General features: G+C 37.2%; 11 protein-coding genes. 6 read left to right on the top strand and 5 right to left on the bottom strand.

Features of this window, described 5'->3' with window-relative positions; genetic code table 11:
- Nucleotides 1–90 precede the first annotated feature (90 nt).
- From K9N40_11430 to rpsO, 5 genes are all read right to left on the bottom strand, one after another.
- On the bottom strand, nucleotides 91–636 hold the full coding sequence (locus K9N40_11430) for a hypothetical protein (GenBank protein ID MCF7815077.1): 546 nt from the start codon (nucleotides 634–636) through the stop codon (nucleotides 91–93).
- Between the two features lie 40 nt (nucleotides 637–676).
- A complete protein-coding gene (locus K9N40_11435) occupies nucleotides 677–1,975 on the bottom strand; it encodes a nucleotide sugar dehydrogenase (GenBank protein ID MCF7815078.1) in 1,299 nt (432 codons plus the stop codon).
- 70 nt (nucleotides 1,976–2,045) lie between these two features.
- Nucleotides 2,046–3,434, bottom strand: coding sequence for an adenosylhomocysteinase (gene ahcY / locus K9N40_11440; GenBank protein MCF7815079.1), 1,389 nt, complete (start codon nucleotides 3,432–3,434; stop codon nucleotides 2,046–2,048).
- Between the two features lie 18 nt (nucleotides 3,435–3,452).
- A complete protein-coding gene (pnp, locus tag K9N40_11445) occupies nucleotides 3,453–5,711 on the bottom strand; it encodes a polyribonucleotide nucleotidyltransferase (GenBank protein ID MCF7815080.1) in 2,259 nt (752 codons plus the stop codon).
- 153 nt (nucleotides 5,712–5,864) lie between these two features.
- Nucleotides 5,865–6,134, bottom strand: coding sequence for a 30S ribosomal protein S15 (gene rpsO, locus K9N40_11450; GenBank protein MCF7815081.1), 270 nt, complete (start codon nucleotides 6,132–6,134; stop codon nucleotides 5,865–5,867).
- Between the two features lie 264 nt (nucleotides 6,135–6,398).
- Between rpsO and K9N40_11455 the strand changes: the two genes are divergently transcribed.
- The 6 genes from K9N40_11455 to K9N40_11480 all read left to right on the top strand — a co-directional run bounded on the left by K9N40_11455 (nucleotide 6,399) and on the right by K9N40_11480 (nucleotide 13,066).
- Nucleotides 6,399–8,267 (top strand): ABC transporter ATP-binding protein/permease, encoded by a 1,869-nt coding sequence (locus K9N40_11455; protein MCF7815082.1) that lies wholly within the window; start codon nucleotides 6,399–6,401, stop codon nucleotides 8,265–8,267.
- A gap of 3 nt (nucleotides 8,268–8,270) precedes the next feature.
- Nucleotides 8,271–9,302 (top strand): CDP-glycerol glycerophosphotransferase family protein, encoded by a 1,032-nt coding sequence (locus tag K9N40_11460; protein MCF7815083.1) that lies wholly within the window; start codon nucleotides 8,271–8,273, stop codon nucleotides 9,300–9,302.
- Between the two features lie 22 nt (nucleotides 9,303–9,324).
- Nucleotides 9,325–10,416 carry a CDP-glycerol glycerophosphotransferase family protein gene (locus tag K9N40_11465; GenBank protein MCF7815084.1) on the top strand — a complete coding sequence of 364 codons (1,092 nt, stop codon included), beginning with the start codon at nucleotides 9,325–9,327 and terminating at the stop codon, nucleotides 10,414–10,416.
- Complete coding sequence (locus tag K9N40_11470; GenBank protein MCF7815085.1) at nucleotides 10,417–11,031, top strand: LicD family protein; 615 nt, start codon at nucleotides 10,417–10,419, stop codon at nucleotides 11,029–11,031.
- 166 nt (nucleotides 11,032–11,197) lie between these two features.
- Nucleotides 11,198–12,268, top strand: coding sequence for a CDP-glycerol glycerophosphotransferase family protein (locus K9N40_11475; GenBank protein ID MCF7815086.1), 1,071 nt, complete (start codon nucleotides 11,198–11,200; stop codon nucleotides 12,266–12,268).
- Between the two features lie 3 nt (nucleotides 12,269–12,271).
- Nucleotides 12,272–13,066, top strand: coding sequence for a sulfotransferase (locus K9N40_11480; GenBank protein MCF7815087.1), 795 nt, complete (start codon nucleotides 12,272–12,274; stop codon nucleotides 13,064–13,066).
- Nucleotides 13,067–13,078: the final 12 nt, after the last annotated feature.

Below are 13,078 nucleotides of genomic sequence, written 5' to 3' on the forward strand. Positions count from 1 at the left end.
TTCAAAATCAGCCATAAATGCTCCTTTTTTTGTAAATCGGTTTCGAGATAAAATTTATCTCCACAATTTTCTGTTTCGATGTTCAAAAAACTATCTTGTCACTTTTATATGATCTGAATCTACAGACACTGCTACGGCTTCTCGCAACAGTTTTACCTGTAACACAACTTCTTCTATATTATTTTGATCTACCACAAATCCTGTCAAGCCTTCAAATGGTCCACCGGTAATTTTAACCTTAGTTCCTTCCGAAAGAAAGGGAACATTCTTATATTTAGCACCTTGTTTTTTACCAAGATATATCTGGTTTAGTTCCTCGATCAATTCCTGTTCATTTCGCACTCTTAGAAAATGTGCAGTATGTCCTGTTAGAATAAGCTTTCTTTTTTCGTCAAAATTACAATGAACAAACACATATCCTGGAAAGAGTGGTTTGGTAAAAACAATCTTTCTATTATCATAGATTTTCTCGCTGTCTTTGAGAGGAAGATAGTAATCAATTGCCGCTTTCCCTGCAAAATCTGCCAGTTTTTTCTCACGGCGAGGTTTGGTGCGAACCACAAGCCATTTTCTATCTGAAGATATTTCCAGTTTACCCAGAATTTCTTCGACTTCGACCGGTTTATGCGTTGCCATAATTAAAATTCGGGATGCAAAAGCACCCCGGATATTTTTTTTACATCCTGTATAAGTTTTCTGCTTTCAAACCATTGCAGGCATGACGCGTGTCCAATACCAATTTGGCTCTTTTCAGAATATCTTTGTAATCGTATGATGTATGATCTGTAACGATTATCACTGCATCATATTCTTCAATTTTGTCTAAATCGACCGATTGATATTGTGTATCATTCAACTCATTGTGAAATTCAGGTACATGGGGATCGTTGTAATCAAATTTAGCAAATTTCTTTTCTAATATTACGATCAAATCCTGAACAGGTGATTCACGCATGTCTTCAATATCTTTTTTGTAGGCAGCTCCCAAAAGTAATATTTTAGCTTGGGAAAGGGCTTTTCCTTTTTCATTCAGAATATTTGTCAATTTGGCAATTACGAAACTGGGCATGGCATTATTGATCTCTCCAGCCAGCTCGATAAGACGAGTATGGTATCCATATTCACGAGCTTTCCAGGTAAGATAGAAAGGATCAAGCGGAATACAGTGACCGCCAATACCAGGACCGGGATAAAACGCCATAAAACCATAAGGTTTGGTTTTAGCTGCTTCGATAACTTCCCAAACATCCAATCCCATTCTTTCACACAGAATGGTCATTTCATTTGCCAGAGCAATATTGATATTTCTGAATGTATTTTCATAGATCTTTTCCATTTCTGCAACTGCTGGAGATGAAACAAGATGAATTGGTGCATCCAGGATTGCTTTGTAGAAAATCTCTGAAATTCTATTACATTTTTCAGTGATTCCACCTACAACTTTTGGTGTATTATTGGTTTTGTAGCTTTTATTTCCCGGGTCAACTCGTTCCGGAGAGAAAGCAACGTAGATATCCTCACCAATTTTAAAGCCTTTGTTCTGAAAGGCCGGTGCTAAAATTTCTTCGGTCGTGCCAGGATAAGTTGTGCTTTCCAAAATAACTAAAGTATCTTTGGAAACATTTTCTGCCAGGGAATCCACGGATGCTTGCACAAAAGAAGAATCAGGTTGCTGATATTTATCGAGAGGTGTGGGAACAGCAATCATGATGATATCTGCTTTTCTCATTTCTCCATAATCAAAAGTTGCAGATAATCTGCCATTTTCTACCATTTCTTTCAATTCATCATCATCCACATCACCAATGTAATTCTGACCGGCATTTACATGGTTTACGGCGTATTTACTTACATCAACTCCGATTACTCGGAAACCTTTTCTTGCTACGGTTACAGCCATCGGCAAGCCAACATATCCGAGGCCGATAACACCGACGATAGCCGATTTGTTTTCGATCTTTTTGATGATCTGCATTAACTACTCCTAAAATCTATTTATTTAAATATAAAAAATATATATCAAAACTAAGTTAAGATTTAATAAATTAGTATCTATAATGTTCTGGTTTAAAAGGTCCCTCAGCATCTATTCCCAGATATTCTGCCTGCTTGCTTGTTAGTTTTGTCAGCTTTACACCCAGTTTCTCCAAATGTAGTCTGGCAACTTCTTCATCCAGTTTTTTGGAAAGGAAATAAACTCCAATTTCTTTAGGATTCTGCCAGAGATCCAATTGAGCCATTATCTGATTTGTAAAGGAATTACTCATTACAAAAGAAGGATGTCCTGTCGCATTTCCAAGATTAACCAAACGTCCTTCTGATAACAGAATTATTGAATTTCCTTCCGGGAAAAAGATCTGATGAACCTGCGGTTTGATCTTCACTTTCTTAATTCCTGGAAGATTGTAGAGAGCATTCACTTGAATTTCGTTATCGAAATGGCCGATATTACAAACAATTGCCTGGTCTTTCATCTTCTGCATATGCTTTGTTGTGATCACATCACAGCTGCCGGTAGCAGTAACAAAAATATCTCCTTCGGAAAGTGCATCTTCCAAAGTGGTAACTTCTAAACCTTCCATCGCTGCCTGCAAAGCACAGATCGGGTCGATCTCGGTAATGATAACTCGAGCTCCAAATCCCAGCATGGATTGGGCACAACCTTTTCCAACATCACCATAACCGCAGATGACTACGATTTTTCCTGCTACCATCACATCCGTTGCTCTTTTCAGGCCGTCTGCCAGAGATTCTCGACAGCCATAAAGATTGTCGAATTTCGATTTTGTGACCGAATCATTTACATTGATAGCCGGGAAGAGGAGAGTTCCAGCTTCCATCATCTGGTAAAGACGATGAACTCCGGTTGTCGTTTCTTCCGAAACGCCTTTGATCTCTTTTGCCATTTTCTGCCAATCACGATCTTTGGTTTCTTTTAGAAGCTTATAAATCGCTTTCAGATCAGCTTCATCTGTTTCCACATCTGCAATAGAATTATTCTTCTGATATTCGACTGCTTTATGTAAAAAAAGTGTAGCATCACCACCATCATCCACGATAAGATGTGGACCTTTTCCATCTGGAAAGCAAAGAGCCTGCTTTGTACACCACCAGTATTCTTCGATAGTTTCACCTTCCCAGGCGAAAACAGGAATTCCGGTTTTGGCAATTGCAGCAGCAGCATGATCCTGAGTAGAGAAAATATTGCAGCTTGCCCAGCGAACATCAGCTCCCAAAGAAACTAAAGTTTCGATGAGAACTGCTGTTTGAATCGTCATGTGAAGGCTGCCGGTAATACGAGCACCCTGCAAGGGTTTTGCTTCTGAATATTTTTCTCTTAATGCCATCAAACCGGGCATTTCTTTCTGAGCTATTGTGATCTCTTTACGGCCATAATCAGCCAGATTTATATCTTTGATCTTATATTTTTCCATCTTTACCTCAAAGTTGGATTAATATCTTTTTTTATTTCCTCGATCTCTGTTATCTCGATCTCTGTTATCTCTATTTCTGTTGTCTCTATTTCTTGGGTTATGATGTCTGTCTCGGCTACTTGAGTTTCTTTCTGATGATGGCTTACTGATGTATTCAGAAACCTTTTTAGGTTCCGGATTACCTTCCACACCTTTCATAGAAAGTTTGTATTTTCCTCGATCAAGACCGATGAATTTTACTTTTACAGTATCTCCCAGTTTCAGCATGTCTTCTACTTGAGCTATTCTTCCGGTATGAAGTTGTGAAATATGAACAAGCCCTTCTTTGGATTCACTCATGAATTTAACGAAGGCTCCGTAAGTTTCGATTCGGCTGACAGTACCTTCATAAATGCCGTTCATTTCTGGTTCTTCAACGATGTCTTGAACAATTTTTGTGGCATGATCGATAGATTTTTTGTCGGCAGAAGAAATAGAAATTGTACCATCATCATCGATGTTTATTTCAGCTCCGGTCGTTTCGATAATTTGTTTGATCATTTTTCCACCGGAACCAATAACTGCACCAATTTTATCAGGATCGATCTTGAAAGATTCGATGCGTGGAGCAGTATCTGCCAGTTCTTTACGAGGTTCAGGAATAACTTCAGTTATCTTATCAAGAATATAGAAGCGAGCAACTTTTGCTTTTTCTAATGCGATTCCCATAATTTCTTTGGTGATTCCTTCGATTTTTATATCCATCTGCATGGCTGTGATTCCGTCTTTTGTTCCGGTTACTTTAAAGTCCATGTCTCCCAGATGATCTTCCAATCCCATAATGTCTGTTAACACTACAAAATCTTCTCCATCCATGATCAGTCCGTTGGCAATTCCTGCTACGGGCTTTTGAATTGGAACACCAGCAGCCATGAGGGCAAGTGTGGCACTGCAAACTGATGCCATCGAGGATGATCCGTTGGATTCCAGAATTTCGGATACCAATCTTAATGTATAAGGGAAGTCATCTTTGGAAGGAATCATTGGCAGGATTGCACGTTCTGCCAAAGCTCCGTGACCTAATTCTCGACGGCCGGGACCGCGCATAAAACTTGCTTCTCCCACGCTGAAGGGCGGGAAATTGTAATGCAGAAAAAAGTTCTTTTTGAATTCATCAGCCAAACCGTCTACTATCTGTTCATCTCTGCCGGTTCCCAAAGTAACTGTTCCCAGTGATTGAGTTTCTCCACGAGTGAAAAGCGCTGAACCATGAACGATCGGAAGTACATCAATTTCACAAGTGATATCGCGGATATCATCCATTCCGCGTCCATCTACACGATGATTGTTTTTCAAAATAGCTTCACGAACGAATTTTGCAAATAACTCTTCAAAAGCATTTTGGTAATATCTTTCCTGTTCTTCAAACTCTTCACCGATTTCATCTTTATATTTTTCAAGAATTTCAGCTTTGATTTTATCTACAGCTTCATAACGTTCTAATTTTCCCGAAACATTGGCTGCATCTTTTATTGCCTTGCCGAAATCTTTTTCTACATTTTTCAAAATTTCTTCCGGAACTAAATCCAATGGAAATTCCATCTTTTCCTTTCCGGCGTCTTTGATGAATTCTTCCTGCAGAACTACCAGATCTTTGATGATCTCGTGACCTGCATAAATTGCTTCCATCATTCTTTCTTCGCTAACTTCTTTTGCTCCGGCTTCGATCATCACAACGGCAGTTTTTGTACCTGCTACATCCAGTTCGAGCTTAGAGTTTTCTAAGAGTTCAGAAGTTGGATTGATCACTATCTCGTCATCAACGAGTCCCACTTTCACACTGGCACAAGGGCCGTTAAATGGAATATCGGAAATGGAAAGAGCCAAAGATGCTCCCAAAATTCCCAGTACACCAGGATCATTTTCACCGTCGAAAGATAGAACTGTAACAACGACATGAACTGCATTTCTGAACCCTTTGGGAAACAAAGGTCGGATCGGACGATCGATAAGTCGAGCATTCAAAGTAGCTGTTGTGGAAGGTCTTGCTTCTCTTTTAAAAAATCCACCTGGAATTTTACCGGAAGCATAGTATTTCTCGATGAAATCTACGGTTAATGGAAAGAAATCAGTTCCTTCTCTTGGTTCTTTGGCAGCTGTGGCTGTAACCAGAACACTGGTTCCACCATAAGTCATAAATACTGCGCCATTTGCTTGTTTTGCCATTCTGCCGGTTTCGATTGTTAAATTTTTTCCGGCGATTTCAATTGACTTTTTCTTAATGTCAAATTTGTGCATTGTTTTCTCCTTTTTTGGGGCAAGGAATAAAAAGCAATAGGTTAAGATCAGTACATTCCAAAGCTTAACTTATTGCTCACCATTCCTTACCAATTTCAATTTGTTAATAAGCAGGAAAGGGGAAATTTCCCCCTTCCCAATTTCTCCATGAATCTATTTTCTGATTCCAAGTGCTTTGATAAGCTTACGGTAACGTTCAATGTCTTTTTTCATGATGTAATCCAGCAAGCGACGACGCTGACCGATAAGTTTCAGAAGTCCTCTGCGAGTATGAAAGTCTTTCTTATGAACTTTCAAGTGTTCAGTGATCTGCTGAATTCTATTGGTGAGTAAAGCAACTTGAACTTCAGGTGAACCTGTATCACTCTCATGGAGTTTAAACTCTGCCATGATAGCCGTTTTGGCTTCTTGTGTTAATGCCATGCATTTCCTCCTTTTATTTTTTTAATCTAACAAAAAAATCCACTACAAAACTTGTTATCTGTTAGAAAGGACAAAGGAAAAAACTGTTCCTTCTTTGTAAAGAAATTTCTATATTTAATAATAATATATAAGAAACTAAAATAAAATAGCTTACCACTTTCTTGTTGACACAATTCTTAGCTCCGAAAATTAGTTTATAATTAAATTTGAATGTTTAGATAAAATAGGATTTGAATGAGTAATTTAAGAAAACTATATAAAATTATGCTTCATCATTGGGGCTATTTACTGGCTGGATTATTCTTCATGCTGGGTTTTGCAGCTTTCAGCAGTGTGAGCATTACAATGGCAATACCACTTTTCGATTTTGTTTTTAAATCTAATCCTGAATTGATCTCGATACAAACTTTTCCTGTGTTCAGAACGCAATTGATAAAGAGCATTAATTCTTATATCTCTGCTCATGGTGGTTTTTTCAATCTGTTTGAAAATGAAAATTATAAACATCTTCTGAATGGTCTGAACGAAGTTTTTTCCAAAACTGATCCGATGCTTTTGCTCTGGATGATCAGTATCACCGTTGTTATATTGATTGTGCTGAAGAACTTCTTCTTTTTTATGAACAAAGTTATGTTTGCAAATTTACGGGGAATAACTGTAAAAGAAATTCGCGACCAGATGTTCAAAAAATATCTCTATCAATCACTGGCATTTTTCGGCTCGAACAAGGTTGGAGATTCTCTGGTTCGCATGGTCGAAGATGTTCGTATCATTAGTAAATTTTTCATTCACTCACTGTTTATTGTCATCAGGAATGCAGTTCTTATTATGATGTACGCCAATCTGGCTTTGATATTAAATACGAGATTATTTCTTATCAGTTTAGTTCTTCTTCCCATTTTCAGTTTAGCTATAAATTATGTTGGTAACAAAATAAAGAAATATGCCAAACGCATTCAGAAACAGTCGTCAAATCTCTTCTCGAATGTGGAAGAATCACTTAACAGTATGCGAATCGTGAAAGCCTTTTCGCGCGAAGAATATGAGATGGAAAAATTCAAATCTATCAACCTGAAAAATTTCAAATTCTGGCGAAAAGCAATGATCTATAAAGCCTTCAATGTTCCACTTTCGGAATTTAACGGAACAATAATGGGAATTCTTGTCCTGATCATTGGCGGCAAAGCAATTTTGGCTCATGACACAACTTTTACCCTGGGAGCTTTTACTTCATTTCTATTGGCATTATTTTCGATGCTGCATCCCATAAAAAAAATTACAGAAGCGTATGCCGATATTCGTCGTGCTCTTGTTTCGTTGGATCGTATTTATCATATTCTCAATCGTAAATCTGAGATCATGGAAAGCGAATCTCAAATTTCTAAAGATAGTTTTAATGAAAAAATAGAATTGGGAAATGTCTGTTTTTCTTATGATGACAATCAGGAGGTTCTTACAGATGTTTCCTTCCAGATAGAAAAGGGACAGCAGGTCGCTCTGGTGGGAAATAGCGGTTCAGGTAAAACAACGATCGTAAACCTGCTTTCCAGAATGTATGATGCTACTTCCGGAGTGATAAAAATGGATGGAACTCCGATTGAAAATATAAATCTGCGTGACCTGCGAACTCTGTTTGGTACGGTAACTCAAGAATCCATTCTATTCCATGAAACAATTGCCAACAACATTCGTTACGGCTCTTTAAAAGAGTGTTCTGAGGAAGACGTGAAAGAAGCTGCTCAGATCGCTTTTGCTGATGAGTTTATTGAAACGATGCCGGGTTATTATGAAGCGATGGTTTCTCCCAAAGGTGGTAATCTCTCGGGTGGTCAAAAGCAGAGACTTTGTATTGCTCGTGCTATTGTAGGAAATCCACCTATTTTGATCTTCGATGAAGCTACCAGTGCTCTCGATTCCGAATCGGAACAGAAAGTTCAGCAAGCCATCGAACAAGCAACTAGAAACAGAACCGTTATCGTAATCGCTCATCGACTTTCTACTGTGCTGTCTTCCGATAAAATTATCGTGATGGATCAGGGAAAAGTGGTGGGAATTGGAACTCACCAGGAACTTTTGGAAAACTGTGAAAGGTATCAAACTTTGTATGAAATTCAGTTTGCTGACAACTCTTAAGTTATGAAATTTCTGTTTTACATTTCCAAAAAATATTCTATTCCTATCATTCAACCTATTATAAAATTCTTGGATACTACAGATCATGAATATGTTTTTTTTGTTTCCAGAAAGGTGAGAAACAATTTTCCTGAAGTCTTACAAAAGGATAAATTGCTGAATAATTTAGATGATGCTGTCAATTTCACTCCGGATTTCGTGCTGGTTCCCGGCAATTTTGTTGATTACAGAATTCCAGGAGTAAAAGTTCAAATTTTTCACGGTTTGGGAGTGGAAAAAGATTCACATTACAAAATTCGTCATTTCTTCGATTGTTACTGTACTTCCGGTCCATTTGTAACGGATCGTTTTCGAGAAATGAAAAGGAAACATAAATATTTTGAAGTGATTGAAACCGGTTGGCCGAAAGTCGATCACATTTTAGAATTTCAAACCAAACAAATTCCAGAAGTTCCGGAAAATAAAAAGATCATTCTGTTTGCTCCTACTCACAGCAGTAAAATGGAATCTGCAACTGAATTGATGGAAGTGATTCCAAATATTGTCAAAAAAGATGATTTCTGGCTGATAAAATTTCATGAATTAATGAATAAAGATCTGGTTGCAAAATTTAAAAATCAAATGAAAAGTAATACTTTATTTATAGATGATTATGATATCACTCCTTATCTGCATACAGCTGACGTTTTGATCTCCGATACTTCCTCGGTTTTGTATGAATTCATGATATTGGATAAACCAGTAATAACTTACAAAACAAGAAGTAGATTTGATAAAGGAATCGATATTTGCGATCCTGAAATGCTGCGTGATGTTCTGGATTGGAGTATGCTGAATCTAAAAACTCATAGCAAAAACAGGAAGAAACATATCTCTGAAATAAATCCTTATCTGGATGGAAAAATATCTGAGAGATTGATCAAAAAACTTATCGAAAATAAGAATGAATTAGAAGAAGTTAAAAAGCCTTTAAATCTGTTCAGAAAACTTCAAATACTTTATCATTCCAAGTTCAAGAAAGGGTATTTGAGATGATAATTTATATCTCGGGATGCTAATGATGATAAAAGTGCTTTTCGATCTGAAAAAGGAATATTATTTTAATTCTTTATATCCCATGTATTTGGAACTTTCCAAAGATCCAAAATACGATATCTATTTTCATGTGGGAAAAGACCATAAACGCTGGCTGGGAATTTTCCTGATTTCTCAAACCAAAGAAATCGAAACAAAATTGAAAAAACAGGGATTGAAAATTACCTCAGAAACTAATGGTTTTGATCTGGTGATTTGCGGAGATGTCCTTAAAAATCCTGAAAAATACGGAGATTGTGTGCGAGTTCATCTCGATCATGGTGTGGGTACAAAAACCTTGCGAATCCGCAACATAAAAAAACAACCGGATTATCATTATCACGTTTTTCTGGAAGGTCAATACTGGTACGATTATATCAAAAGTCTGGGTTGGGAAAACACAGCAGATTTTTACATTACCGGCATTCCCAAACTCGATCCGCTCTTCTGGAAAAAATATTACAAACCTGATGAATTAAGGAAAAAACTGGGTTTAGATAAAAGTAAGAAAACCGTGCTATTTGCACCTTCCTACAAACCAAGCTGCATCAGTTTTGTGCAATCCAAAATAACTCAGCTTTTGCCGAAATACAATCTTATCATCAAGCTGCATCCCTACAGTTGGGGTGGAAAATATGCACCACACAGTCAGCACAGATTTTATGAGAAACTTGCAGCTCAGAATCCCGATGTTTTCCTCATCGGAAAAGAAGATTTCGATATTTATCCATACCTTGTTTTAGCCGATACTATCATCAGTGATACTTCCAGTGTGATCAATGAATTTCTGGCTCTTGGAAAGCATGGAATCATTTACGTTTTACCCATGAGTAAATTGAAACATTCAGATGGCATGGAATCAGTTTCTGTTAATCCGTCTGAGTGGCTGAAAGGTGCTTTTAGTCACATGTTCCAACCTGAAGATCTGCTTCCTGCGGTAGAGAAAGCACTGAATCCAACCGATGAAATGAAACAGAAACTGCAGGAATACAGAGATTATTTTTTTACCGATTTGGATGGAAACGCTTCAGTTCGTGTAAAAGCTAAAATTGATGAATTGATGGAGAGAATTTAGATGCCAGGCCCCAAAAAACTGGTTGGAAAATACGCCAGAATTGCCAATAAAATGCTGCAGAAAATTACAGAAGTAATGGAAGAACATGAGATACCATACATTTTGGAAGCTGGAACGCTGCTGGGAATTGTGAGGGAGAATCGTTTACTGCCCTGGGATGATGATGTCGATATTACAATTAGAAGACATGATTCCGATAAGTTTCTGCGCAACCTGGATGCTTTTCGAAAACTTGGCTATAAAGTCAGAGTGAAGCGTTATCAGCGAAATCTGAAGTATTTTAAAAAAGGCGAATTGCGCATGATCAAGATCAAGCATTTTTCTCTTCCTTTTTTTCAGAGTGATGTTTGTGTGGATGTATTTGTAAAAAAACTGATCGGTGCTGAATATTATTGGACGGTTGGAGTTCACAAACCTGTGCTGAAAAGCGTTCCTCGCAGATTTTATGATGAACTTGGGAAACTGGATTATAATGGGAAAAAATATTCCATTCCTGAAGATTATAAAGGATATTTAACTGAGCATTATGGAAATTGGCAGACACCTGTGAAAGAGTGGAATTTTAAATTTGATGATAAAAGTGTGAAAGAGAAATTGTATGAAGAAGATAAATAAACTTCGGAATGTATTCGGCAAATCCGGATTCTTCCGAATGTTTTTCTGGATTAAGAATATATAAAAATGACAATTAATTACACCTTCTACCTTTGGCATTTCCCCTTCTCAGGAGAAAAAAAAGAAGATTGTAGAAATTTAGGAAGAAAGGATTAAAAAAAATTAAATGAAAGAAGTATATTATTACGCAAATAATATTTATCAATTTTCTTATGCCTTGCCGGTTTATAACAAAATCGGTGGAACGTTTGTGGTTAGAGATCGGCGAAGATTTATACACTTTAAAAGATATTTCGTGAATCTGGCAAAATTCGGAGAAAAATCATTTTTGAAAACGCCAAATGTAATCGTTCGTTCACGACCGGAATTATCAAAATTGGATGGAGTTATTTTCTTTCTTTCCAACAGCATCTGGCCTGAAGATGATTACGGCAAAAATTCCACAATTTTTCACGAGCATGGAACCAGTGACAAACGTTACGGTGGAAAATCTCATAAAAAAGCATTAAAGAAGCTTTCCAAATACGATTACATTTTTCTGTCCGGACCCAAAAACCTGAAAAGACTGGAAGAAGTTGGACTGCATTTTTCCAGGGAGAAACTGGTTGAGATCGGGGGATTGCGTTTCGATGATTATCTGAGTGGTAATTTTTCCAAAGAAAAAGAATATAAAAGATTGAAGATCAAAGATACTTCCCGCCAGAATATTTTATACGCTCCTACCTGGCGTTTTGGTGATGGCACACTCAAAAAGTATGCTCTTCATTTTGCCAGAGAAGTTACCAAAAAGCATAACTTGATAATTCGTCCACATTACCACGATCAGAAATACAGTTATTTCCTGAAATTACAGGGCATACTTCAGGGTATCAAACACGTTTATTTTTCCAATGCTTCAAATATTATCAAGCAAGATACATTCAATGATTTTGTGATTTCTGATTTGATGATAAGTGACATGTCATCGGTAATTTACGAATTCCTGATTTTACAGAGACCAATGATCATCATCGATAATAAATTCGATAATTATCACAAAATGCCGAAAGAAATGGATATTCGCCAAAATGCTGATCTTTATAAGGAAGGTGATGATATCCTGAAAATGGTGGATCAAAATCTAACAAATCCAAAATATAACGAAGTTTATAAAAAAATGGTTGAAGCCAGTTTTTATGTGGAAGGCAGTGCTGTTCAGCGTGCTGTTGATTTTATCCAGAAATTGAGAAAAGAATAGATCATGAATAAATTTGAAGATGCCATAAAACGAGTAACTGTAAATCCAATTGTCAGATTTCTGGGTCGCAGGATCGAAAAAAAAAATTTCAGCAGAGAGCCTATTTTTATCACTGCTTCTCCTCGTTCAGGAACCACGCTTCTGCTTTCCATGCTGGGAGCACATCCCAATATTTTTGCCATTCCCGAACAAACTTATGCTTTCGATCGATGGACAAAAGTAAGAAATAAGCCTTACAAATATTTTCCGTATCGCATCGATAGAATGTATCGGGAATTTCTGTTTCATGGCATCGATAAAACAGCAACTCGCTGGCTGGAAAAAACTCCCCGACATGTGGAACACATCGAAAAAATTGCTGACTATTATAATGGAAAAGTTAAGATAATTCACTTGATCCGCGATGGGCGAGATGTTGTTGTTTCCAAACATCCCAAGCATCGTCCCGACGAATATTGGGTTTCCACCAAACGCTGGCTCAGAAGTGTGAAGATTGGTTGGCCTTTGCGAGACAAACCTTATGTTTATACAGTTTTTTATGAAGATTTGGTTAAAGATTATCTACCATATTTGAAAGAAATTTGCGAATTTATCGATGAACCTTTTACCAAAGAAATGCAAAACTGGATCGATGCAACCAATGTGAAGCAAAGTAAACACTGGAAAGATGGTGTGAAACAGGTTCATACAGGTGCTATCGGAAAATGGCAGAAACCGGAACATAAAAAACGGATAGAAGAATTCATGGCAAATAAAGAAGCTGTGAATATGATGAAAGAATTGGGATATTTAGATTGATATAAGAATTGA

The sequence above is a fragment of the Candidatus Cloacimonadota bacterium genome, assembly GCA_021734245.1.
GTDB lineage: Bacteria > Cloacimonadota > Cloacimonadia > Cloacimonadales > TCS61 > B137-G9.

Excerpts from the sequence above, each read along its gene's own strand:
- K9N40_11435 (MCF7815078.1), bottom strand. The coding sequence starts at position 1,975 with ATGCAGATCATCAAAAAGATCGAAAACAAATCGGCTATCGTCGGTGTT.
- K9N40_11470 (MCF7815085.1), top strand. The coding sequence starts at position 10,417 with ATGCCAGGCCCCAAAAAACTGGTTGGAAAATACGCCAGAATTGCCAAT.
- rpsO (MCF7815081.1), bottom strand. The coding sequence starts at position 6,134 with ATGGCATTAACACAAGAAGCCAAAACGGCTATCATGGCAGAGTTTAAA.
- K9N40_11475 (MCF7815086.1), top strand. The coding sequence starts at position 11,198 with ATGAAAGAAGTATATTATTACGCAAATAATATTTATCAATTTTCTTAT.
- ahcY (MCF7815079.1), bottom strand. The coding sequence starts at position 3,434 with ATGGAAAAATATAAGATCAAAGATATAAATCTGGCTGATTATGGCCGT.
- K9N40_11465 (MCF7815084.1), top strand. The coding sequence starts at position 9,325 with ATGATGATAAAAGTGCTTTTCGATCTGAAAAAGGAATATTATTTTAAT.
- K9N40_11430 (MCF7815077.1), bottom strand. The coding sequence starts at position 636 with ATGGCAACGCATAAACCGGTCGAAGTCGAAGAAATTCTGGGTAAACTG.
- K9N40_11455 (MCF7815082.1), top strand. The coding sequence starts at position 6,399 with ATGCTTCATCATTGGGGCTATTTACTGGCTGGATTATTCTTCATGCTG.
- K9N40_11480 (MCF7815087.1), top strand. The coding sequence starts at position 12,272 with ATGAATAAATTTGAAGATGCCATAAAACGAGTAACTGTAAATCCAATT.
- K9N40_11460 (MCF7815083.1), top strand. The coding sequence starts at position 8,271 with ATGAAATTTCTGTTTTACATTTCCAAAAAATATTCTATTCCTATCATT.
- pnp (MCF7815080.1), bottom strand. The coding sequence starts at position 5,711 with ATGCACAAATTTGACATTAAGAAAAAGTCAATTGAAATCGCCGGAAAA.